Origin of the sequence: Dermabacter sp. p3-SID358 (assembly GCF_025147465.1) — a bacterium.
Lineage (GTDB): Bacteria > Actinomycetota > Actinomycetes > Actinomycetales > Dermabacteraceae > Dermabacter.
Genome location: NZ_JALXOZ010000023.1, coordinates 1 through 22717, shown reverse-complemented (window position 1 = coordinate 22717; position 22717 = coordinate 1). Strand labels below are relative to the sequence as shown.

The 22717-nt window shown below is 63.1% G+C and carries 19 protein-coding genes; 7 read left to right on the top strand and 12 right to left on the bottom strand.

Translation table 11 applies throughout. The annotated features are described in order from the left end of the window. Window positions 1–143: 143 nt before the first annotated feature. The 7 genes from glgX (at window position 144) to M3B90_RS09030 (ending at window position 9843) form a co-directional block, all read left to right on the top strand. Complete coding sequence (gene glgX / locus M3B90_RS09060; protein ID WP_259890006.1) at window positions 144–2375, top strand: glycogen debranching protein GlgX; 2232 nt, start codon at window positions 144–146, stop codon at window positions 2373–2375. Window positions 2376–2405: 30 nt separating this feature from the next. Further along, complete coding sequence (treY, locus tag M3B90_RS09055; protein WP_259890003.1) at window positions 2406–4916, top strand: malto-oligosyltrehalose synthase; 2511 nt, start codon at window positions 2406–2408, stop codon at window positions 4914–4916. 3 nt (window positions 4917–4919) lie between these two features. Continuing rightward, window positions 4920–6701, top strand: a complete 1782-nt coding sequence (gene treZ, locus M3B90_RS09050; RefSeq protein WP_259890002.1) for a malto-oligosyltrehalose trehalohydrolase — start codon at window positions 4920–4922, stop codon at window positions 6699–6701. Window positions 6702–6814: 113 nt separating this feature from the next. Next, entirely contained in the window at window positions 6815–7489 is a 675-nt protein-coding gene (locus M3B90_RS09045) for a dihydrofolate reductase family protein (RefSeq protein WP_259890001.1), read from the top strand. Next, entirely contained in the window at window positions 7486–7926 is a 441-nt protein-coding gene (gene msrB, locus M3B90_RS09040; RefSeq protein ID WP_259890000.1) for a peptide-methionine (R)-S-oxide reductase MsrB, read from the top strand. Before M3B90_RS09045 ends, msrB begins: the two co-directional genes overlap by 4 nt. A gap of 56 nt (window positions 7927–7982) precedes the next feature. Continuing rightward, complete coding sequence (locus M3B90_RS09035; protein WP_259889999.1) at window positions 7983–8591, top strand: DUF3000 domain-containing protein; 609 nt, start codon at window positions 7983–7985, stop codon at window positions 8589–8591. A gap of 7 nt (window positions 8592–8598) precedes the next feature. Continuing rightward, on the top strand, window positions 8599–9843 hold the full coding sequence (locus M3B90_RS09030) for an HRDC domain-containing protein (RefSeq protein WP_259889996.1): 1245 nt from the start codon (window positions 8599–8601) through the stop codon (window positions 9841–9843). On the opposite strand, the gene M3B90_RS09025 is transcribed toward M3B90_RS09030, so the two are convergent. From M3B90_RS09025 to M3B90_RS08970, 12 genes are all read right to left on the bottom strand, one after another. Further along, window positions 9840–10439, bottom strand: coding sequence for an NUDIX domain-containing protein (locus tag M3B90_RS09025; protein WP_259889994.1), 600 nt, complete (start codon window positions 10437–10439; stop codon window positions 9840–9842). The genes M3B90_RS09030 and M3B90_RS09025 overlap by 4 nt on opposite strands. Window positions 10440–10442: 3 nt before the next feature. Further along, window positions 10443–11573 carry a glycosyltransferase gene (locus M3B90_RS09020; RefSeq protein WP_259889991.1) on the bottom strand — a complete coding sequence of 377 codons (1131 nt, stop codon included), beginning with the start codon at window positions 11571–11573 and terminating at the stop codon, window positions 10443–10445. 4 nt (window positions 11574–11577) lie between these two features. After that, window positions 11578–13248 (bottom strand): murein biosynthesis integral membrane protein MurJ, encoded by a 1671-nt coding sequence (gene murJ, locus M3B90_RS09015; RefSeq protein ID WP_259889989.1) that lies wholly within the window; start codon window positions 13246–13248, stop codon window positions 11578–11580. Continuing rightward, window positions 13245–14135: a hypothetical protein gene (locus M3B90_RS09010; protein ID WP_259889988.1), complete on the bottom strand. Its 891-nt coding sequence runs from the start codon at window positions 14133–14135 to the stop codon at window positions 13245–13247. Before M3B90_RS09010 ends, murJ begins: the two co-directional genes overlap by 4 nt. Then, a complete protein-coding gene (locus M3B90_RS09005) occupies window positions 14132–15181 on the bottom strand; it encodes a copper transporter (RefSeq protein WP_259889986.1) in 1050 nt (349 codons plus the stop codon). The genes M3B90_RS09010 and M3B90_RS09005 overlap by 4 nt, the downstream gene beginning before the upstream one ends. Next, window positions 15178–16359, bottom strand: a complete 1182-nt coding sequence (gene steA / locus M3B90_RS09000) for a putative cytokinetic ring protein SteA (RefSeq protein WP_259889984.1) — start codon at window positions 16357–16359, stop codon at window positions 15178–15180. Before steA ends, M3B90_RS09005 begins: the two co-directional genes overlap by 4 nt. After that, window positions 16356–18068: a DNA repair protein RecN gene (locus M3B90_RS08995; RefSeq protein WP_259889983.1), complete on the bottom strand. Its 1713-nt coding sequence runs from the start codon at window positions 18066–18068 to the stop codon at window positions 16356–16358. Before M3B90_RS08995 ends, steA begins: the two co-directional genes overlap by 4 nt. Next, window positions 18069–19037: an NAD kinase gene (locus M3B90_RS08990; protein WP_259890007.1), complete on the bottom strand. Its 969-nt coding sequence runs from the start codon at window positions 19035–19037 to the stop codon at window positions 18069–18071. It abuts the gene before it with no gap. A 37-nt stretch (window positions 19038–19074) separates the two neighbouring features. Next, the gene (locus M3B90_RS08985) at window positions 19075–19938 is read right to left on the bottom strand and encodes a TlyA family RNA methyltransferase (RefSeq protein ID WP_259889982.1); all 864 of its coding nucleotides are present in this window, start codon (window positions 19936–19938) and stop codon (window positions 19075–19077) included. A 5-nt stretch (window positions 19939–19943) separates the two neighbouring features. After that, window positions 19944–20957 (bottom strand): HAD-IIA family hydrolase, encoded by a 1014-nt coding sequence (locus M3B90_RS08980; protein WP_259889981.1) that lies wholly within the window; start codon window positions 20955–20957, stop codon window positions 19944–19946. Between the two features lies 1 nt (window position 20958). Then, on the bottom strand, window positions 20959–21969 hold the full coding sequence (locus M3B90_RS08975) for a hypothetical protein (protein ID WP_259889979.1): 1011 nt from the start codon (window positions 21967–21969) through the stop codon (window positions 20959–20961). Between the two features lie 83 nt (window positions 21970–22052). Next, entirely contained in the window at window positions 22053–22445 is a 393-nt protein-coding gene (locus M3B90_RS08970; RefSeq protein ID WP_259889977.1) for a hypothetical protein, read from the bottom strand. Window positions 22446–22717 lie beyond the last annotated feature (272 nt).

Sequence of the window (22717 nt, the reverse complement as noted above, 5' to 3'; positions counted from 1 at the left end):
GATAAGAAGGCCCCGTGCACGTGCACGGGGCCTTCTCTCACACGACAACACTTCGGTTTTCTGCCAGGCCAGCGGGTCACAATGGTGAGCAAAACTGTTCACGCGCAGCAACCCGCTGCCTCAGCGCAAGGATTCTTTCGACAGTGCAGATTTGGCCAGGATCCCCCTACCCGCTCGGCGCAACCTTCGACGGCAGCGGCACGAACTTTGCTCTCTATTCGGAAGTGGCCGAAAAGGTCGAGTTGTGTCTCATAGGTGAGGACCTCTCAGAGCGCCGCGTCGAGATGGCCGAAGTCGATGCCTTTGTCTGGCACGTGTATCTTCCCGCGGTTCAACCGGGGCAACGCTACGGTTTTCGCGTGCACGGTCCCTACGAACCGGCGGCAGGCCACAGGTGCGATCCCTCAAAGCTCCTCCTCGACCCCTATGCGCGCGCCATTGCGGGCATGCCCGATACCGATGCGAGCCTCTTGAGCTACGACCTCGACAATCCGAGTGAGCTGAGCGGCCTCGACTCGAAGGACCACACGATGCATTCGGTCGTGGTCTCGCCATATTTCGATTGGGGCAATGATCATCCGCCCGCTCACGAGTACCACGATTCGATCATTTATGAAGCACACCTCAAGGGGTTTACGGCGACGCACCCGGATATCCCCGAGAGTATTCGCGGGACGTACGTGGCGATGGGGCACCCCGTCGCGATCGACTACCTCACGTCACTAGGGGTGACCGCGGTCGAATTTCTCCCACTTCATCAGTTCGTCCAGGATGGCCACCTCCAGGATCGCGGCCTTCGCAACTACTGGGGCTACAACACGATCGGGTTCTTCGCTCCGCACAACGAGTACGCATACGCGGGCGATACCGGCCAGCAGGTTCAAGAGTTCAAGCAGATGGTGAAAAACCTCCATGCAGCGGGCATCGAGGTCATTCTCGACGTGGTGTACAACCACACCGCCGAAGGCAACCATCTTGGGCCCACGCTGTGCTTCCGCGGGATCGACAACGCGAACTATTACCGACTCGTGGACGAGGATCTCGCCCACTATTACGACACGACGGGAACTGGCAACAGCCTCCGAATGCGCACCCCGCACGTACTTCAGCTCATTATGGATTCGCTGAGGTACTGGATTACCGAGATGCACGTCGATGGCTTCCGCTTCGACCTCGCCTCGACCCTCGCTCGCGAGCTCCACGAAGTGGATCGTCTCTCGAGCTTTTTCGACATCATCCAACAAGACCCGATCATCTCCCAAGTCAAGCTCATCGCGGAGCCGTGGGATCTTGGTGAGGGCGGCTACCAAGTGGGAGGATTCCCTCCGCTGTGGTCCGAATGGAACGGCAAGTACCGCGATGCCATGCGAGACTTCCACCGCGGAGAGTCGGGAATGCTCGCGAAGTTCGCCAATCGATTCGCGGGCTCGAGCGATTTGTATCAACACACCGGCCGCACACCGATCGCGTCGGTCAATTTCCTCACTGCGCACGATGGCTTCACCTTGCGCGATCTCGTCAGCTACAACGAGCGCCACAACGACGATAACGGCGAAGGCGGTAACGATGGCGAGGAGCATAACCGTTCGTGGAACTCCGGGGCGGAGGGACCGACGGACGACGAAGCAATCCTCGATCTTCGACTTCAGCGCGCAAAGAACATGATGGCAACACTGCTGCTGAGCCAGGGCGTCCCCATGATTCTTCACGGCGACGAACTCGGCCGCACCCAGCACGGCAACAACAACGTCTACTGCCAGGACAACGAGACCGCGTGGATGGACTGGGAAATTGGGCCTCGCCAGCAAGACATGCTGAGCTTCACGCGCATGCTGATCGATCTGCGACGGTCCCACCCGATCTTCCGCCGCCGTCGATTCTTACTCGGTGAGGTACGCGACGGCGCTGATTCGAATCTTCCCGACGTCGCCTGGCTCGGCGTTTCCGGCACTCCCATGACCGATGAAGAGTGGAATGACCCCGTCGCAAAGTGCCTTACAGTCTTCTTCAACGGGAGTGCGATTCCCGAGCCCAATAAACGCGGGGAGCACATTGTTGACGACTCGGCTCTCCTCATGTTTAACGCCTCGGAAACGGATGTGGAGTTCACCGTCCCGGGAGAGGACTACGGCCTGGAATGGCTCGTGACGGCCTCAACCTCGAACGCTCTTAGCACCGGTGACATCGTCAAGGCAGGCGAAGTGCTCGTGCGCCCTGCATTCACCACGCTCGTGCTTGGCCGCGGCCCCATGACTCCCCCGGGCGAAGAAGGAGATGCAACGTCTCTCTCTACCCCTCTCGCGCCTCACACCTCCGTCCTCACCCCGGAAGCATCGCGTGAAGTCGAGGGCGGGAACGATCAGCAAAGCAGCTGAACCAGCCGCTTTCGAAGGAGAAGAACGATCATGACGGCCGCGCCGATCAGCACTTACCGACTGCAGATCACACCCGAGTTCACGTTCCAGGATGCGGAAAAGCTCGTGCCCTATTTGGATCGTCTCGGCGTGACCCACGCTTTTATTTCGCCCGTTCTTCAGGCTGCACCGGGATCTCTCCACGGATACGACGTCGTGGATCATTCACGCATCAATGCTGATAACGGCGGGGAGGACGGGCTGCGCGGGCTCGCGAATTCTCTTCACGAGCGCGGCATGGGGCTCATCGTCGACGTGGTGCCGAACCACATGACAATCCCCACCCCCATCTGGCACAACCACGCGCTCTGGTCTTTCTTGCGCGACGGCAACGATAGTCCCTACGCCGCATGGTTCGATATTCATCCGGGTGCCGCGGGCGGATTCCTCCTACCGGTACTCGGGCGCCCCATCGGGAAGGTGATCCTCGACGAAGAGTTCGACATAGCCGAAGCAGCAGTACCGCAGCCCGATGGCTCAGTGCGCACTGAGAATGTTCTTCGCTACTTCGATCATGTGTTCCCGCTCGCGAAAGGCACAGAAGAGCTGCCGCTCGTGGAGTTGCTCGAGGCCCAGCACTATCGCCTCGCCTCGTGGCGCGTCGCAAACGACGAACTCAACTACCGGCGTTTCTTCGACGTCGAGACTCTCGCTGCTGTACGCATCGAGGAACTTCCGGTTTTCGAACAGACCCACGCAACGCTCATGCGCCTCCAGCACGAGGGGGTCATCGACGGCTATCGGATCGACCACCCCGATGGGCTCGCGGACCCGCGTGAATACCTGCGGCGCCTCGAAGGCGCAACTGGCGGTGCCTGGACCGTGATCGAGAAGATTCTCGAGGGCGAGGAGTCCCTTCCCGAGGATTTCCCTGTCGCCGGCACGACGGGCTACGACGCCCTCTGGCGCGTTCAGGGGATCTTCCACGATCCCGTTGGGGCCACGGAACTCACGCGTCTGTGGCACGCCTTCACCGCCGACACGCGCTCGTTCGAGAGCATTACGCGCGAAAGTGCCAAGGAGGTCATCAGCGGTTCGCTTTGGGCTGAAATCACTCGCCTTGTTCGTCTGGCCAAGCGGGTGTGCGAGGCCGACATCACGCTGCGTGACACAACGGAGCGCCAGCTCGAGCGTGCCATTGTCGAGCTGCTCATGGCGATGGATCGCTACCGTGCTTACATCGTGCCCGGCGAAAAGGCACCCGCCCGTGAGCGCGAGGTGCTCGCGGACGCCGCCGAACGCGCAGCCCTCGAGATCGGTGACGATGAGGGCAACCTCGCGGCGCTCGAGCTCGTGACCGCTCTCGCGGGTGGGCAGGGGCAGTTCAGTTCCGACGGCACCCTCGATCCGTTGCGCGCAGAGTTCATCACTCGTTTCGCGCAAACTTGCGGGCCCGTGCACGCGAAGTCTCTCGAGGACACCGCGTTCTACCGCTACCATCGCTTCCTTGCGGTCAACGAGGTGGGAGCCGACCCCAACCGCATTGGCGTGGACCCCGAGGCGCTCCACGACTTCTGCACGCGCATGCTCAAAACTTTTCCCACCTCGATGACGACCCTTTCGACTCATGACACGAAGCGCAGCGAGGATGTGCGAGCGAGGCTTGCAGCGCTCACCGAGTATCGGTCGGAATGGGCCACGCACGTCGCTCGCCTCCACACCGCGAGCGCGGCTCACCGAGGCCCGCTCGTCGACCCCGAGGTCGAGCTTTTCGTGTGGCAGACTCTCGCGGCCATGTGGGAGCTTCCCACTTCGCGGCTCGCACCACTCACGAAGGAGCGCCTCACGGGTTATCTCCAGAAGGCCATGCGCGAAGCGAAGGTGCACACGGCGTGGGTCGATGGCAACGAGAAGTACGAGCGCGAGGTTCTCGATTTTGCGTTGTGGGCTCTCGAAAGTTCGAAAGTGCGCGAAATCCTCGACGAATGGACGTCGCTCACGTTCGACTCTCAGCGCGCGGCGATCCTCGGCCAAAAGCTCATCCAGCTCACGATGCCTGGTGTGCCCGACGTGTACCAGGGAAACGAAACCCTCGATTTGAGTCTTGTGGACCCCGATAACCGACGCCCGGTTGACCACGAGGCTCATGCGAAGAGGCTCGAGGCACTTCTCGCCGGCGAGACGCCGGAGGGCATCGCCGATGAGAAGCTTTTGCTCGTTCATCGGGCTCTCGAAACCCGGCGCCGCTATTGGGAAGCCTTCGTCGGCCCCGACACCACCTACACTCCCCTGCCCACGAGCTCTTCCCACGTAGTTGCTTTTGCACGCGCGCACGCGGGCGGCCCCGCCGACGTCGTGACCGTCGCGACCCGGCTTCCGGGTCTGCTTGCCTCGCGCGGTCAAGGTTGGCATGGCGCGCGAATCGTGATCGACGAAGGGCAGTACACGAACGTTCTCACGGGTGAGAGGATCAAAGGCGGAACACTCGAGATCGGCGACCTTCTCGCCGACTGGCCCGTCGCACTCCTCGTTCGCTCTCACGCTCAAGACAAGGAGGGGTGAGCCGTGCGGGATTATTCGTGCTTCGAGGTATGGGCACCGAACTCTCGCAAGGTCTCGCTCGCTCTCGAGCAACGGACTACCGGGGAGCGCCGTCACATCCCCATGGAGCCCCGCGAGAACGGCTGGTGGCACACCCCCGCTATCGCGGCGGAGCCCGGGGACCGCTACGGCTTTCTTCTCGACGGCTCGGCGTCGCCCATCCCCGACCCACGCTCGCTTTCGCAGCCGGAGGGAGTGCATGGCCTGAGCGAGGTTGTCGACCCCCGAGCCTTCGCCTTCGAGGCGCAGTGGCGCGGCATGGATGTTCGCGGTAAGGCCATCTACGAGCTCCACGTGGGTACGTTCGCGCCGAACCGCGACACCGGCGCCACGGGAACGTTTGACTCCGCGATCACACGCCTTGACCACCTCGCAGAGCTCGGCATCGATGCCGTTGAGGTCATGCCGGTCGCGGCGTTCCCGGGCGAGCGCGGCTGGGGCTACGACGGCGTCGGCCTGTATGCCACTCACGTGGCCTACGGAGGCCCCGAAGCATTCGCACGTTTCGTGGACGCGGCGCACAAGCGCGGTCTCGCCGTCATCCTCGACGTCGTTTACAACCATCTCGGCCCTGACGGCAACTACCTCGGGCAGTTCGGGCCATATTTCACGGACACCCATGCCACGCCATGGGGCCCGGCGATCAACCTCGACTGTGAAGGATCGAAAGAGGTACGCGCCTTCATTATCGACAATGCCCGCCAATGGCTCCTCGACTTCCGCGTCGATGCGCTCCGCCTCGATGCCGTTCACGCCCTACGCGACGACTCCCCCACCCACATCCTCGCCGAGCTCTCCACCGCAGTGGAGAGCATGAGTGAGGAAGCGGGGCGCCCCCTCACGCTCATCGCGGAATCCGACCTCAACGATCCCGCGATGGTGACGCCGGTGACCGAAGGCGGGCTCGGTATGCACGCACAGTGGGCCGACGACATCCACCATCACCTGCACTCGTGGGCGAGCGGAGAACGCGACGGCTATTACGTGGACTTCGGCGGCGCGAGCGGCGTGAAGAAAACCCTCGAGCGGATCTTCGAGCACGACGGCTCCTACTCGACCTTCAGGGAAAAAGCTTGGGGCGCGAAAATCGATCCAGCGAGCGCGCATTACAACGCCCATTCCTTCGTCGCCTTCATCCAGAATCACGACCAGGTAGGCAACCGCGCTGCGGGAGACCGCCTCACCGAGACCATCGGCTTCGGCACGCACGCCGCCATTGCTTCTCTCTATCTCCTTGGCGCCACCACACCAATGCTCTTCATGGGCGAGGAGTGGGGGGCGAGCACGCCCTTCGCGTTCTTTAGCGACCACGGCGAACAAATTGGGCCGCGTGTAAGCGCGGGCAGAAAGGCAGAATTTGCGCGCATGGGCTGGGGCGACGCCGTTCCCGACCCCCAGGCTCGCGCGACGTTCGAGAGCTCCTTCCTCGATTGGGACGAGGCCAAGAGCAGCACGCATGCGGCTCTGCTCGATTTCTACCGTTCGCTTCTTTTGATCCGGCGCCAGCGAGGCGAAATCCATCGAGGCGACTTCGACTCAATCAAGGTCGAGGTACTCACGGAGGGAGGCATCCTCATGCACCGCGGCCGCCTCAGTATTCTCGCCTCACGCGGGGATGCGCCCGTCACGTGGGAGGCAAGTTCACCCCTGTGGCTTCGCGCATCGTTTGGCGCGGGCACACTCAAGGAAAGCACGCTCTCGCTCACTGGCGCGGGGGCGATCGTATGCGAAAGGTCCGACGGTTGAGGCCACCCAACTCTCACGACAATAGTGCACCGCTGAAGAGACTCATTGGCAAAGGTGCACCAATCACCCCCGAGGCCATCCCTCTCGACGATGACGGAGCGCATGCACTCGGCATGCTCCTCGCATTCCCTGCGGATCGTGTACACGTGCGTTCGATGATGAACCAGAGCCTCGACGGCGCCATCGCGGGCGAGGATGGTTCCTCCGCATCACTTTCGAACCCGTGGGATTTCTTCATGCTCACAGTTCTACGTGCGCTCCCCGACATCATCGTGTGTGGTGCGACCACGGTGCGAAGCGAGGATTACCGGCCTCCGTCCGGCAGGGCCAACCTCCGCGGTGAACGGCTTCGCCCGAGCGGCAACGAATTTCCCGCCCTCGCGATCCTCACCACGAGCGGAAAGATCCCCCCGGATATCGACGAAGCCTGGCCGACGTTTCTCGTGTGCCCGCGCGGCACCGGCCCCCGGGTTGCGCGCGAAAGTGGATTTGCGCGCGACTCGATCATCGAGGCAGACGGAGCCAAGGCGCTCATTGAGGCCCTCACTGAGCGAGGCTTTCGCGCCATCCAGGTTGAGGGCGGCCCTCGAGTCAATGGAATGTTCTTTGACGATGAGGCGTTTGACGAGCTCGTGTGGACACGCTCTGCGATCACCGTGGGAGGCGATGCGCCCCGAGCAAGCGTCGGAAAGCCGCACCACCTCACGTGGCACCTCACGGACCTGTTTCACAGCCCCGGAGCCCACATCGAACGCTACACGCACCCAAAGCCCAAGGAGCACCAATGAACACACCCCTCGATGAAGGCCAGTACCCCTTTGCACTCTCCCAGGACGAGTGGCGCAAACGCCTAAGCCCGGACGAATACCACGTGCTGCGCGAAGCCGGAACAGAGCGACCATTCACCGGCGAATACGAAGAGGTGCGCTCCGCGGGTACCTATGCCTGCCGGGCATGCGGCACCGAGCTTTTCCGCGCGAGCGAACAATTCAACGCCCACTGCGGATGGCCCGCGTTCTGGGCGCCTTCAGAAAGCGACCGCGTGGAACTAATCGAAGATCGCAGTCTCGGCATGGTTCGCACCGAAGTACGGTGTGCCTCGTGCGGATCGCACCTCGGGCACGTTTTCACCGGCGAAGGCTTCTCGACGCCAACCGACGAACGCTACTGCATCAACTCCATTTGCCTCGTCCATAGCGACGACGAGGTCGGCCCAGCCAAGTAATCGGGGTGCGGCGCGCCTCCCCCGCCAAGCAGAAGCAGGGCGATAGGTTGGCAGCCGTGGCCATTCATCATTTTCCCCAGGAGCGCGAAGAATTTGTCAGCGCGATAGACGCGCTCACCACAGCGCCCCTGCGCCACGAGGTCCATTGGAAAGAGATCCCCGCTCCCTCGCGCCTCGCCCCTTTCGCTTGGGCTGCTGAGGCAGACGCTGTGATGCACGATGCGGAGCTTGCAAGCGGAAAGTTCATTGTTCTGTATGACCCGAATGGCAGGGACGACTGGAAAGGCCGCGCGCGAGTCGTGACCCTCATGCAGGCTCAGCTCGAGCACGAGTTCGCGCTCGAATCTATGCTCGGCGATGTCGCGTGGAGCTGGGTCACCGAGTCGCTCGAGCTCGCTGATGCCGAGGCGCACGAACTCGGATGCACCGTCACGCGCGTCGTTTCGCAAAGCTACGGCGCACTCGCCGCACGCCCCACGACCGTCGACGTCGAAATGCGGGCCTCGTGGACCCCCGACTCGCTCAATCTCGGGCCGCACTTCGGTGCTTGGTCGGCCATTTTGTGCGCCGCGGGTGGCCTCCCACCGCAGCCCCTGTCCGTGAGCCCGATTCATCCCTCGCACCACGCGAGGGCTCCTCATCTTTCAACTTCAAAGGACCGCTAGAGGATTCATGACTGACGCTCACGTGCCGGAAGCCGAACCCGCACCCCTCATTGAGAAGCCCGCGGGAGGAACCCCCGACCTCGTGACGAATATTCAGGGAATCCTCGATTGGTGCGCGCGTGTCGAAAGCCATGAGGACCTTGCAATCGATGTCGAACGTGCCTCGAGCTATCGGTATTCAGCGAAGGCCTACCTCGTGCAGATCAAAACACAGTCTGCGGGGATTTTACTTCTCGACCCGCTCGCGTGCCAGCTTCCGGGGACATTCACGGACATCATGAACTCGCTTCCGTGGATCCTTCACGCTTCGCGCCAGGATCTCCCCTCGCTCTCGATGCTCGGGCTCGAACCGCCCGCTCTTTTTGACACCGAGGTCGCTGCACGTCTGCTTGGGCTTCCCAAGGTGAACCTCGGTGCTCTCACCGAGGAACTTCTCGGCGTGCGGCTCGCAAAAGAACATTCGAGCGCGAACTGGTCGAAACGGCCGCTCCCCGAATCGTGGCTCGATTACGCTGCGCTCGATGTCGAGTACCTTGCCGAGCTCAAGGACACTCTTGTGCACATGCTTGACGAGGCTGGAAAAACTTCGTGGGCTCACGAAGAGTTCGCGTTCGAAGCAACTTTTTCCCACCCCGAAGTGCCCGAAGAGCCATGGCGCGCTCTGCACGGACTCGGTAACCTCAAGAGCCCGCTCCAACTTGCGGTCGCGCGTTCAATGTGGGAGCGCCGCGATACGATCGCGCGTAACGCCGACATCGCGCCGTTCATGGTGCTTCGAGACAAGCCTCTCGTCGCCATGGCGAAAGCGTCGAGTAAGGGCCGCGAGGCCTTCGACAAGGCTGCGCCGAAGAGTCTCAAGCACCGTGAACAGTGGTGGCGCTGCGTGCGCGAAGCACGTGAGCTTTCTCGAGTGCACTTACCGTCGGTGCGCGCCAGAGGGCCCTACCCAAATCACCGTTCGTGGCCGAAACGATTTCCCGAAGTTCTCGATGCCTACAAGAAGGTTCGCGAGGGACTTCTGACGCGTGCCGATGAGCTGCATATGCCGGTCGAAAACCTCATTTCTCCCGGTCATGTGCGCCACTGGGTGTGGAATCACTTCAACTCCGAAGCAGAGCACCGCATTCCTCACGCGAGCCCCGAACAGATCGTGCGTGAGCTCGAAGCAGTCGGTGCCAGGCCGTGGCAAGCCGCCCAAGCAACGCCCGCGATTATCGAGTCGCTGCGCGGCTATACCCCGGTGAGCAGCTAGGCGATTGGCGACCCGCTCCGTCGAGCGCGAGCGGTGTAGGCGAGGGTCGCGATCAGGAGCGCGCTGTTGTGGAGCCTGCCTGAGAGCGCCGCGCTTTCGAGATCGTCGAGGGCAACGGTGCGCGTGAGGATCTCTGCTTCCTCGTCAACCCGCGTAAAATCCACGCTTGGTGCCTTCACGCACTCGTGCGCCACGTACACGCTGATCTTCTCGTTTGAAACGCCAGCGCTCGGGTAGTAGTCGAGAAGGTGGTGCGCCTCGCTCGCTGTGTACCCCGTTTCTTCCTCGAGTTCTCGCAGCGCCGCTGCGGCTGGGTCTTCTCCCTCCTTATCGAGTAGCCCAGCGGGGAGCTCCCACATGTGGGCACCGGCGGGGTGCCGGTATTGCCGAATCACGATGGCCTCACCCTCGTGAGTCAAGGCAAGGATGGCGACGGCGCCCGTGTGGGCAACGTAGTCGCGTGAGAAATTCACGCCCGGGGCGAAGTCGACGCTGTCGCGCGCAACGTTCCACACGAGGCCCTCGTAAACGGTGTGGCTTTCGGCCACGGGCCGTCTGCCGAATTCATCAGCCAGTATGCTCTCGTATCCGGTCATGGCTTATTTCTTCTCCTCACGTGCATCTGTGAAAAGCGCGCTCTCGAGCTGCGCTCGTAAGTCTCTCTCGGTGGGGAGTTCCGCTGCTCTTACTCGCGAGGCCTCGCGCATGTGCTCAAGGCGCTCGCGCGCTCCAGGCGAGGAGGGAAGAAGTTCAATAAGCCTCTCGGCGAGTGCCCGGGCATCACCTGGAGCAACAAGCGGGATTTTCTCCCCAGTGACCCATCTGGTCCCGCCGGCATCCGTGGCGATCACGGCTGCGCCCTCACGAATCGCTTCCTGGAGAGCAACGGGCTGCCCCTCCCACGCACTCGTTTGCACCACCAGATCGCTCTCGCTCATGAGAGATCGAACATCCTCTACGCGGCCCAGAAGTTCGATGGGAAGCCTCTCGCGAGCGATCCTGGAAACGAGACTGCTGCGCTCAGGCCCTTCGCCCGCAATCCTCACGTGGAGCGCACCGGGATGCCGTTCCTCAACAATGCGCACGGCCTCGCAGAGACACGCAAGGTCTTTTTGAGGGGCGAGCCGTGCGATGCACACAATCTCGAGAGTCTCGTGCTGTTGTGGCTTTTGCGCCGATTCCACTACTGCGCGAGGGGCGGGAATAATCGCCCTCTCAACCGTGCGCGCACCGCTTCTTTTCGCCGCCTCGGCGAGGTCGGGAGAGACCGCAAGCACCAGCTCACTTCGTCGCGACGCGAGGGAGAACAAGAGCCGCCCGATGAGCGCACCGACCCCCGCTTGCGGCATTCGGTTGTGCAGTGTTGTCACGAGGCGCACGCGAGAGCGATACCCGGGGGTGAGGGCGAGAGCGGCGATCGCTCCCGCCCGAGCACCGTGGGCATGAATCGTGAGCGATTCCCCGTGTGCACGCCGCGACTCCTCGCGAACAATCGCGCGCAGTGCGCGCCGCGCGCGCAACGCCGCGAGCGGAGACGCACCCGAAGCAATTGCGAGGTGTCGGTACTGGACGCCCAGTTCATCTGTGTGCGGGGAGGCGTCGGCCCCGCGAGAGTTCTCTCCCGCATCCACGACGTGCACTCCCGAAAGTGCAAGAACGCGCGCTTCTTCGCGCACGTGCGCGAGCAGTCCGCCTTCCGCACGGGGGCGCACGAGAATCACACGCCGCATGTTGCTAAGCCTTTCTCGGAGACTTTACGAGGCGCGTAAAAAGCCCGAGGATCGGCGCAGCGAGGGAGCGATCGGCGATCATGAGCACGCAGAGACACACCGCGGCTCCCGCCACACCGGTGCAAATGCCAAGCACGAGCGCTCCCCAGGCACCGCGGAGCACTTCACCCGCGAGCTGCGCGAGGCCGAGCCCGGCGATCGATCCAAGCGCCGAGGCGACGACTGAGGCGAGTACCGTCGTGACGAGCGGTCGCACGTGCTCGCGAACCATCACTCGTTCACGGATGAGATTGAGTGCACCTATCGCTGCGATCCACATGCCGGCCGAAATGCATAGCCCAAAGAGCACTCCGGCTGTCGCCGTGATTCGCGGCGGCGAGGTCAGCACCGTCACGAGAATGAGGACCCCCGCGATCCCCCACCCCGTCGCGCCGATCGCCAGAGCCTCGGCTGGCCTCATCGCGGCATACAGCACCTTGGTCGTGAGCATGACGATCCCGTACGCTATGAGGCCCAAGGCAAGAGCTGCTGTGACCGCACCCACGCCCCTGATACCGGAACGGTCAACCGCAACGAAGAACCGGTCGATCGAGATGCCCGCGCCCCAGATCGCAGCGCCGCCCACCGCGGCAAAGGCGACGACAGTCTGGACCGACCGGAGCGTAAGAGCCGAGAACTCCATGCGGTCACCGCGCGCTCGAAGTTCCGAGAGCTCGGGGAACACACTCGTCATCACGGGAACGAGAAGAACGGCATAGGGCAGGAGATACACGGCCTGGCCGTATTGGAAGAGAGGGAGGGTTCCCGTGCCACCAGCGCGAACCGCGAGGGCGAGGATCAGCGCGGTCGTCATTTGCTGAGCGCCGACGGTGGCAAGGCCCGAGCCTGCAAGGCCCAGCGCACGCGTTCGCACGCCCCGTGAAAGGGCAAGATGCGGCGTAAAGATGAAGCCCGACCGTACCGCCGGGATCAGCACGCACAGCGCCATCGCGACAACCCCAAGAGTCGTGCCCCAGCCGAGCGCGGCCTCAGAAAGTTTCGAAAGCGTAGCGGGTGTGACGCCCACGGGAATGGTCAGGGCATAGAGAACATAGGACCCCATGACAACCGCGCTCGAGACAAGCGGTGCAAGTGCGGGCCACAGGAATTTGCGGCGGGCCTGGAGATACGCGCCGAGCACGATCGTCACCGCGTAAAACGGCAATTGAAAGGCGAATACCCGCATGAGGCGGGTGCCAAGAGCAATCGCGACGACATCGGCGGCAAGCGCACCGCTGCCGAGGATCACCTGGGCGAGAGCAGGCGCGAGGAACCACAAAAGTGCGGCGAGAACGAGCGTAAGCAGCACGCTCCACGTGAGCAGCGCCGACACGATCCCCGACGCGCTCTCGCGAAATGCAACTCGACTTCCCCCGCGACGATCGCGAGACGGCTCCTCGAGAAGCCCTGCGATGAGCGGGATAACCATGCTCGCGAGAGCGCCGCCCGCGGCGACCTCGAATAATACGCTCGGCACGAGGTTCGCACTCGCATACGCAGTTCCGATGTCGCCCGCGCCGACGCTCGCACCAAACACGAGGTAGCGAACGAAACCGGCAAGACGTGCGAGGACGGTCACGCCAGCAATGAGACCAGTTGCGCGCACGAGCGACGAGGTACGAGAAGAAATGGTCACGCCCTTCCCCAATCGTCGATCGCGGTCAGCACCTCGCTCGAGGCGATGACGCGTGTAAAACTCACGCGTTCACTCACGAGAGTAAGGGCGACGGCCGCCGCCGTCAGCGCCACGCGGAAAGCGCGAGAAGTGGAAAGCGCGGCCATCGATCCCACGTTCGCGCCGAGCACGTTTGCTCCTGCGTCGCCGAGCATTCCCCGGGCACGGAAGTCGCGCGGTGCGGCGAACAGTGCGGCTGCGGCGTGTGCGGACGCAAGAGCTGCGCGTGAGCGCGCTGACCGCGAGCTAGCGGGACCGGCACAAGAAAGAAGAGCACCGAACGTCGTTGCCTTGAGCGCGCGAGATGGACGCAGATCGAAAAGGTTCGCGAGGTTCGCACTCGCCGCAATGAGAACGGTATCGAGGCTTCGATCCACGAGAGCCATGGCCCTGGGGGCGTGGGAAGCGTCGGATCCCTCTCGCTCCCGCATGTGCGCGCATTCGCATGCAAGCACTCCCGCTGCCGCGGCGATACCGAGGATTTTGACATTGCCAGTCGTGAACTGGCCGTGCGCAAGCGCTCCGAGGTGCCCTTTTAGCCCCTTTGGCGGCGTCTTTTCACCCTCGCGCATAAGAAGAGGTTCAAGAACATCATCACCGAAACCAACGACGCTCACGATCGCCATCGCCGCAGCCGAGGCAGCGCCGAGCCCTGCGAGGGCACCCGCCGTAAGCGCGCTCGCGACCTCGAGTCCCTCCGCGAGCGTGACGCGTTCACCGCGAAAGTTCGTGCGTTCAAGATGCTCCCGTAGCGCGCGAGGAACCTTGTCGAGCGCTCGCGAACACGCCCGTGAGGCGAAGGCCGCAGCCCCGGCACCACCCCCAACAGAACGAATTGATCCACTCATCGGCCACCGCCATCGCTTGCGGCGTTGTCGTTGTCGCCCGAGTTGTCCTCGCTGGCTTGATCAGTGCGCGAAGAGGCCGCCTCTCGAATCGCCGCCGCATCCGGCGCGAGAGTTTGAGCGTCGGTGGCCGAACCGAACGCTCCGGGCATACCGACCTGGGCGCCCGCGAGCGCGAGCGTGAGTGTCGCGGGTCCCGAAGCATAGGTGAGGGTGTCGATGCTCGACACGCGTTCGCGAAGCTCCCCCGAACGCACAGCCGAAACAATGCCTTCCGAGCCTCCACGAGCAGTCGAGGAGCCGCCCACGGCCATCGTGACACCGCGTCGATCGAGTGTCTCCACGAGCGACAGGCGGGCCCCCTGGAGATTTTCGGCCCGAGTCGAGGCTGATTCGGGCGAGTCGCTCGTGACGGCAAAAAGCGACGCTTCGCCCGAAAGTACGAGGACGGAGTCGACAGCGGAAATGTCGCCTTGGAGAGTAAGAACACCGTTCGAACTCAAGATCTTGGCGATCTCATATCGCGCATCGTCATCGAGGTCCTCACCCGGTGCAAGGATCCTTGCAATCACGGAGGCGAGCTTTTCAGACGTGGACGCACCGCTCGGCTCAATGCCGGGCCATGCTTTGGTAATCGTCGTCAGGGCAGAGCGCCGATCTCCCTCCGCTGCGGGGTCCCAAAGCGCTTGCCCCAGCTCAATCTGGGGGCCGCTCTCACCTCCGCCCGAATCTATGAGCGCGCGAGTGGCTTCCACCTCTTTGCCGAGCGAGGAGTGATCGGTGATCGTCGCAACCTTCTCGCCACGCATCGTATCGGTGACGAGCCCCGCACCGGAGGACTCGACGAACCCTTCGAGGTTCGCGTTCTCAGCGCTCAGCGCGTCATTTGAGCCGCGCATCTCGTCACGCTCGACTCTGAGCTGTTCGACCTGTGCGGTCAGAGTTTGTCCAACGCCATCGCGGAGGGGGCCTGCACCGAGCACGATACCGATGGCAAGTGCGAGGAATACCGCCACGAGCGAGACGAGGTGATAGCGAAAATCGATCATGAGATCGGTCCTCCCTGGGTAAACAGCGCGGTGAAGAAACGCAAGGTGTCATCAAGCCTTGCGCCAAGGATCTGGATAAGGGCTTGGCCACCATCGGTCACCGAAAGAGCGACGGCGAGCGCTAAGAGACCCGCGACGACGAGAAAGACGAGTTGGAACGTCGAAATACGATGACGGTACAAACGCGAAACGCCCTTCGCGTCTACGAGCTTCGAGCCCACGCGAAGACGTGTGAGAAAGGTCGAGCTCATACCCGCGCGCCCTTTATCGAGGAATTCCTCGAGTGTTCCGTGGGTTCCGACGGCGACGATGACGTCGGCCCCGCGATCGTCGGCAAGAAGCATCGCGATGTCCTCGCTCGTGCCTGAGGCAGGAAACGTCACGGCGTCGTCTGCGAGGCCAAGCTCGCGTATGCGTTCCATTCCCGGTGCGCGCCCATCCCTGTAGGCGTGCACCACGATCTCCGCGCCGCTCTTCAAAGCACGATCCGACACCGAGTCCATATCGCCGATGATCATGTCGAGCCCGTACCCGGCGTCGAGAACGGCGTCAGCTCCGCCATCCACACCAATGATGACCGGTCTGTTTTCCCGAATAAAGGGCATGAGCGTCGCGAGATCCTCGCGATAGTGGTACCCGCGCACAACGATGAGCACGGGACGTCCCTGGAACTTGGTGCGAACTTCGGGCGTGCCAACGCCGTTGATGAGGAGCTCGCGCTCGCGGAGCATGTACTCCATCGTGTTGGAGGCAAACGCTTCCAACTGTTCGCTGAGGCCCTCGCGGGCTCTTTCAAGCTTCTCCGCAAGGACTTCGGGCGAGTACAGTTCAGCTTCGAGCCGCTCGCCAGTGCTCAGCGAAATTCCGCTCTCGTCAATCTCAACGAAACATCCCTCGTGCACCACGCCGAACAAGTCTTGGTCCAGCACGTCGAGAACCGGAATGCCCGCTTCAACAAGGATTTGCGGGCCCGCATTGGGGTAGCGGCCCGAGATCGATGCCGAGGCATTCACAACGGCGCCAGGCTGACGGTCAACGAGCGCTTCGGCAGCAACGCGATCGATGTCTTCGTGATCAATCACGACGATATCGCCCGGCTCGACTCGCTTCGTGAGATCCTTCGTGCGTTTGCCAACCTTCGCGCGGCCGGCGATCGGGAACGTCAATTCACTATTCACGCGTCGTGGGCCCCCGTTGAGCTCGCGAGCAACTCTGCCGCATGCTCGAGGGCGGCGTCGCTATCAGCATCACCAGCGAGCATGCGAGCAAGCTCGCGTACGCGCGCAGCGCCCTCGAGCGGTTCAATCCTCGAAATCGTGCGTTCCTCGCCGCCCTCGGTGTGCGTTTCTTTCACGATTCGCACGTGACAGCTCGCCCACGACGCCACTTGCGGAAGGTGTGTCACGACAATGACCTGCGCAGTTTCGGCGAGTCTCGCGAGCCGCTCCCCCACTGCGCGGGCTGCCCGCCCACCGATGCCTGCATCGATTTCGTCAAACACAAACACGGGAGGGGCGCCGCCGAGCGAAGCCTCTGCGAGCGATGCGATCGCGACCTCGAGCGCGAGCATCACACGCGAAAGCTCACCACCCGAGGCACCCGTCGCAACCGGCATAAAATCCGCGCCCGGATGCGGCTGCATCGTCAATGTCACCTGGTCGGTGCCGCTCGCGGTACGCGGGGCCGATTCAACTTCGATGCGAAGCGCCGCACCTGGCATTTCAAGCCCCGCGAGCTCGCCCTCAATCTCTGAAGCGAGCCGATCTGCGGCCGAGCGCCTTTCCTCGCTCAGCGATTCCGCCACCCGGACGAGCGCGCACTCGAGTTCCGCTTTGCTTTCCTCGCACTCCTCGAGTCGCTTCGCGCCGTCCTCGAGCTCGTGAAGCGCGTCAAGAGCGTCGCGCGAGTGCTGCAAAAGCGCCCCCACACTCTCCGCGCCGCCCAGGCGAGGGCCCAAGTCACGCACGAGAGCTGTGAGCTCGTGCAGTCGCTCTTGAGCTTTCTCTAATCTTCCCGGAGACGCATCCAAGCCGTCTCGCACGAGCGAGATCTCACGAGCAATGTCACTTGCGTCGTCACGCAACGAGGCGAGGCGATCCAGGACCTTCGAGTTTGCGGGAGCGGAGCCAAGCGACGCGACTGCGGCGTCAGCGTGAGTGAGCACGCTCGAGGTCTCATCGCCCGCGAGGTGCATGAGCGCTCCCTCGAGCGCCGCGAGGGAATCGGCCGCGTCACTCAAACGCTCAATCTCCTCGCGCAGCGCATCGTCTTCACCTTCGAAGGTGTTTGCCTCCTCGATCGCCTGAAGAATGTCGTTCAATTCCTTCTCACGACGCTCGCGGTCGCTCAGAGCAGCCGAAAGTTCCCTTGCCTCGCGTTCAAGCGACATGAACTCGCCGTAAAGAGAGCGATGCCTGGCGAGCAAGCGTCGGCCCTCCTTCCCAAGCACCGAGTCAAGTGCCTCAAGCTGCGCGGCGGAATCGCGTAAACGAAGCTGATCGCTCTGCCCGTGGATCGTGATCTCGCCACCCACGACCTCGCCAAGTGTGCCCACCGGAACCGGGACGCCGCCAACGTGCGCGCGCGAGCGGCCCTCTTTCGTCACGCGGCGCACAACGAGAACTTCGTCGTCTTCAACTTCGGCTCCGAGTTCATCAAGCCGATTCAGAACCGGAGTCCCGGGTTCGAGCCCGACGCGCCCCGAGACGGTGCTCGATACCCCGGCGCGGCGCGAATCGAGGCGGCGCCCCATGAGCAGGCCAAGCCCCGTAATCACCATCGTTTTGCCCGCGCCTGTCTCGCCCGTGAGCGCGGTGAAACCGGGTCCAAACTCTATCGAGGCATCGTCGATAACTCCGATGCGGCGAATCGAGAGCGATCGCAGCATTCAGCTCGCCCCCGCGCCCGCGTCGTAGCGCGTATCGGGGTTGCCTCCGCGCCACCCCTCCACGGGGAGCTTGAACTTCTCCACGAGACGATCCGCAAAAGGGGTCTCCGCGAAGCGCGCGAAATGGACGCTGCTCTTTGACAGGTGCGTTTCGAGCCTCGACCCGGGAGGGAGCTCAACCTGGCGGCGGCCATCGAGCGTCAAAAGTGCGGGTGAGGGCGATTCGGGAGAAAGCTCAATTTCAACGATCGATGAACGCCCCATCACAAGCGGGCGAGCAAAGAGCGCGTGCGCCGCAAGGGGAACGAGCAGCATCGCATCGACTTCGGGCCACATCACAGGGCCGCCAGCGGAAAACGCGTACGCGGTCGATCCCGTGGGACTCGAGAGGAGCACGCCGTCGCACCCAAACTCAGAGACTGGGCGCCCGTCAATACCCACAACGACGTAAATCATGCGCTCGCGGTCGCTCTTTTCGAGACTCGCTTCATTGAGTGCCCAGTCGGCGTGGAGCAGGCTACCGTCGGAAGCGAAGGCCTTCGTGCGGATCACGCTGCGCGCCTCGAGAACGTACTCTCGCGCGAGAAGCCTGCGCACTGTCGCGCCGAGCTCCGCGACTTCGCTCTCGGCGAGAAAGCCCACGTGCCCGAGGTTCACGCCGTGCACGGGGATGTTGAGGGGACGAATCAACTCGAGCGCGCGAAGGATTGTGCCGTCGCCTCCAAGCACGATGCACAGTTCGATTTCCGCGGGAAGGTTCTCGTGGTCGAGAACGTCGAGATGGCCTGCGTGGATTGTTTCAACGAGCGCGCGGGCAGCGGGATCGTTCGCGCGCGCCGAAATCTCCTCGGCCTGTGCCCGTGTGATCGTCGGCTTCACGCCAGCGGCGTGCAGGTCTTCTGCAACCCTGCGCGCCGCCTTGAGAGCAACAACGCGGCCCGAGTGGACGTACAGTAAAAAGCGTCTCAGAGCGCTCCTCCTCCCAGACGATCGGCTCTCGCGGATTTCACGAGCCTTCGGGCGTCTCGCGACGACGGCCCTCGGCTTCCAGGAGGGCCTCCTCGATCATTCCACATTCATCCGTAGCGGCGCGTGCACCGCGGGGCAGTTTTTCGCATAGAAGAAAAAACTCAATGTTCCCGTCTTGCCCCGGAAGCGGGCTCGGGTGGAGTGCAAGAAGGCAGAGTCCGACGCCTCTCGCGCACTCCACAACCTTTTCGAGCCCGTAGCGCCAAGCCTCCGGCTCGGTCACAACCCCCGACTTCGGTAGCCGTGCGCGCCCTACCTCAAACTGTGGTTTGAGCATGAAAAGGAACTGTGCGCCCTCCTCCACAAGCCCCGCGACCACCTCGAGAATGTGCGTGAGGGAGATAAAGGATAGGTCGGTGACGACGAGATCGGGGACAGCCACGCCGCTCGGCTCTGCAGCGGCAAGCATCTCCCTCGTGAGGGAACGCGCATCGGTGCCCTCCAGATTCGCTATCCGTGGCTCGCCATCGAGGCGTGCGAGCAGTTGCCCGTGGCCAACATCAACCGCCCACACGTGGCGTGCACCGCGGCGAAGGCAAACGTCGGAAAATCCCCCGGTTGACGCGCCCAAATCGAGTACTCGCGCACCGTCAATCCGCGGGGCGCGCTCACCGAGCCGTTCAAGGGTTCCCTCCAGTTTGAGGGCGGCACGTGAGGCGTACTCGCCGCCTTCGGGCACACCGCGCACCTCGAGAGTATCGGTGTTCGCGACGCTCATCGATGCTTTGCGCGCGGCCTTGCCGTTCACGAACGCACGTTCCTCTTCCACGATGCGGCGTGCATGCGTGCGAGAAGAGGCGAGACCGCGAGCGAAGAGTGCGGCATCGAGACGGGTGACCACGGGGGTTACTCGCCGAACGGCGCGAAAAGCTCACCCGACTCGGCGCGGATCTCGCCTTCGAAGGCGCCTTCGGGGAAACATGCGTTCACAAGCGACATCACGACCTGCGCCGCGCGCCAGCTCGAGGCGTCACCCGTCACCACGATGTCTCCGGAATCGAGACGCGCCGAAGTCCCACCGAGATGTGCGCGCTCGCCGTCGACCACGGGATGTGCAGCGCTCTTTGCGAGGAACGAAAGGTTGGGGCGCACGAACACGGGACGTTGAATCGCGGGCGCATGTGCCGCGTCGATCCAGCTCGAGACTCCCGTAAGCGTGTGAAAAGTCGGGATATTCGCGCGATTGCCGCCCTCAAGATCGGTATCGAGGCGGTCCCCGATCGCAAGCGGACGCGTCGAGCCTGCGTTGTCAGCCGCGACCGTAAACATTGCCGGTTCAGGCTTTCCGGCCGCGACAGCCTTGACGCCCGTCGAAAATTCGAGCGCGTGCACGAGCGAGCCGTTTCCAGGTGCGAGGCCCTTTTCGGTGGGGAGAGTCGAATCGATATTCGTCGCGACGAAAAATGCCCCGCGGCGAATCGCGTACGCCGCTTCCGCGAGATTCGCCCACCCCACGGTCGGCGCGAACCCCTGGATCACTGCCTTGACATCAGCGCGATCCTCACGGGTCACGACGTAGCCATGGCGCTCGACCTCCTCCACGAGGCCGCGCCCGCCCACAACGAGGATTGTGCTGCCCGGCTCAACATGCTCCTTCACGAGACTCATCGCCACCATCGGAGAGTTCACGACCTCGTTTGCGTGCGCCTCGTAGCCAAGAGACGTCAGATGCTCGACGACCATGTCGGGAGTGCGCGAGGCATTGTTCGTCGCGAACGCGATGGCAAGGCCTTTTGCGCGGGCGGCGGCTATCGCCTCGATGCCATGCTCAATCACGATGGCGCCGTTCATGAGCGTCCCGTCCATGTCGAACAGGAGTGAATCAAAGAGATCGAAGAACGTCGGGTCGGGACGCTTCACGTCAGTCCTCCTTTGAGGCAGCTTCGGAATCGGAGGGCTCGGGAGTTTCGCCGGAGGCCGGGTACCCAGCCGGCTCGCTCGCACCTTCATCAGCATAGGCTGAAGAGTCGGAAGAGTCGGCGATGGCGTCGGGTTCCGTGGCCGTTTCCCCATCGTCATTCGCGCCGCCCGGGTCCGACGCCTGCTCGCCATTCATGGCCGCGAGTTTTGCGGCCTCGCGCTCTGCCTGTTCAAAATCAGCCTCAACGTCAAACACACCGATTTCTTCCTCGGTGCGCTCGATCGCGGCTTCACGTGGGCGCGGCGCGCGGCCGAGACGTGCATAGGCATCTGTCTCTTCATTGACGTCGGCATCAGCCGCGAGGGTGACCCACTTCTTTGCCTCTTCCGGCCTGCCCGCGGCCTCAAGGAGGTCAGCGTAGGCAAGCCATAGCCGAAACTGCCACTTCCCATCGACCTTGGAGCGCAGAGCCGGGATTTCGAGGGTGGCAATCGCCGTATCGAGATCTCCGAGATCCGCATAAGCCCCCGCAACGACCATCATGAGCTCGATCGTTTCAGCGTTCGTAAGCTTTGCGGCTTCTGCAGATTGCGCGATGTCGAAAGCCTTTTCGGGCCTGCCAAGACCTCGCTCGCAGTCAGCAACAATCGGCAAGAGATCGACGTTGCCGCTCATGCGCATCGCCGCGCGCATTTCCCGGATCGCACCTCGGTAATCGCCTGCCTCGTAGAGCAGCGCGCCGTACAGCTCGCGCACGGAAGGAACGCGCGCACCGAAACGAGCGGCCCACTTGGCGTGCTCGAGGGCACGTTCGGGTTCGGTTTCGGTGAGCATTGCGCAGGCAACGAGGTGACGGGACACGCGCTCCATTTGTTCCTTCGTGAGCGCTTTAAGCGTGCTGCGCAGCTCGGGCGCGAGCTCGCTGCCGGTGATGTCTGCGGGAACAAAAGGTTCGCGGCCCTCGCGGAGGCGTTCCTGGCGATCCGCCTCGAAACCTTCCGCACTCGACATACGCTCGCGTTGGTCAAAGCGCCTTTTGTCCCGCGCATCCCGGAAACCGCGATCTCCCTTTCCGGGACGCCGACCACGGCCCTTCAATTCTCCACGATGCCGGTCCCCTTCACGACGCGGCTTGCCATCGCGGTTCCACCTGCGCTCACCGTCACGGCGAGGATTGTCGTCGCGATTCCAGCGGCGCTCACCGTCACGCCGAGGCTTATCCTCACCGTTCCACTTGCGCCCACCGCCGCGGTCACTGCGATTGCCTTGGCGCTTCTTCCCTTCGCCTTCGTGGCGCTCAGCGCTCTGTTTCCGCCAATGACGGTCGGACCCGTAGGAGCGACGCTTGCCACCGCGCCCGTTCTCGCCGCCACCACGGAAATCCTTCTGCTCTTCGCCGTCACGCGCCTCACTGCGCGGTCGACGCGAGCCGTATCCGCCCCTAGCCCGGGGGCGGCCATCGCGAGCGGGTCGCGAGTGTGATTCAAAGCTTTCGTTGTCGGGCAATCCGCAACTCCTCACAGGGGGCGTGCTACAGCAAAAGGGTGGAGCACACGGGTATCTCTCGTCGTTGGCGGTTCCGCAGCGCAGCGCGGTACACAACGTAGCTCTACGCTAGTGGACACGCGGGCACGTGAGCTCCTCTAAGCCCTGATTTCCGGTCAAGTTCACACCGGTAAAGCGCCACGTGTGAGGGCGCTCGCATGATTGTTGCTTTAAATGCGGGGAGCCCCGGCCATTCATGGCCGGGGCTCAACCC

What these genes read in the sequence shown, in the direction of transcription:
- msrB (WP_259890000.1), top strand. Translation starts at nt 7,486, where the DNA reads ATGAACACACCCCTCGATGAAGGCCAGTACCCCTTTGCACTCTCCCAG.
- M3B90_RS08995 (WP_259889983.1), bottom strand. Translation starts at nt 18,068, where the DNA reads ATGCTGCGATCGCTCTCGATTCGCCGCATCGGAGTTATCGACGATGCC.
- M3B90_RS09010 (WP_259889988.1), bottom strand. Translation starts at nt 14,135, where the DNA reads ATGAGTGGATCAATTCGTTCTGTTGGGGGTGGTGCCGGGGCTGCGGCC.
- M3B90_RS09045 (WP_259890001.1), top strand. Translation starts at nt 6,815, where the DNA reads ATGCTCCTCGCATTCCCTGCGGATCGTGTACACGTGCGTTCGATGATG.
- M3B90_RS08975 (WP_259889979.1), bottom strand. Translation starts at nt 21,969, where the DNA reads ATGTCGAGTGCGGAAGGTTTCGAGGCGGATCGCCAGGAACGCCTCCGC.
- M3B90_RS09005 (WP_259889986.1), bottom strand. Translation starts at nt 15,181, where the DNA reads ATGATCGATTTTCGCTATCACCTCGTCTCGCTCGTGGCGGTATTCCTC.
- M3B90_RS09025 (WP_259889994.1), bottom strand. Translation starts at nt 10,439, where the DNA reads ATGACCGGATACGAGAGCATACTGGCTGATGAATTCGGCAGACGGCCC.
- M3B90_RS09030 (WP_259889996.1), top strand. Translation starts at nt 8,599, where the DNA reads ATGACTGACGCTCACGTGCCGGAAGCCGAACCCGCACCCCTCATTGAG.
- M3B90_RS09020 (WP_259889991.1), bottom strand. Translation starts at nt 11,573, where the DNA reads ATGCGGCGTGTGATTCTCGTGCGCCCCCGTGCGGAAGGCGGACTGCTC.
- treY (WP_259890003.1), top strand. Translation starts at nt 2,406, where the DNA reads ATGACGGCCGCGCCGATCAGCACTTACCGACTGCAGATCACACCCGAG.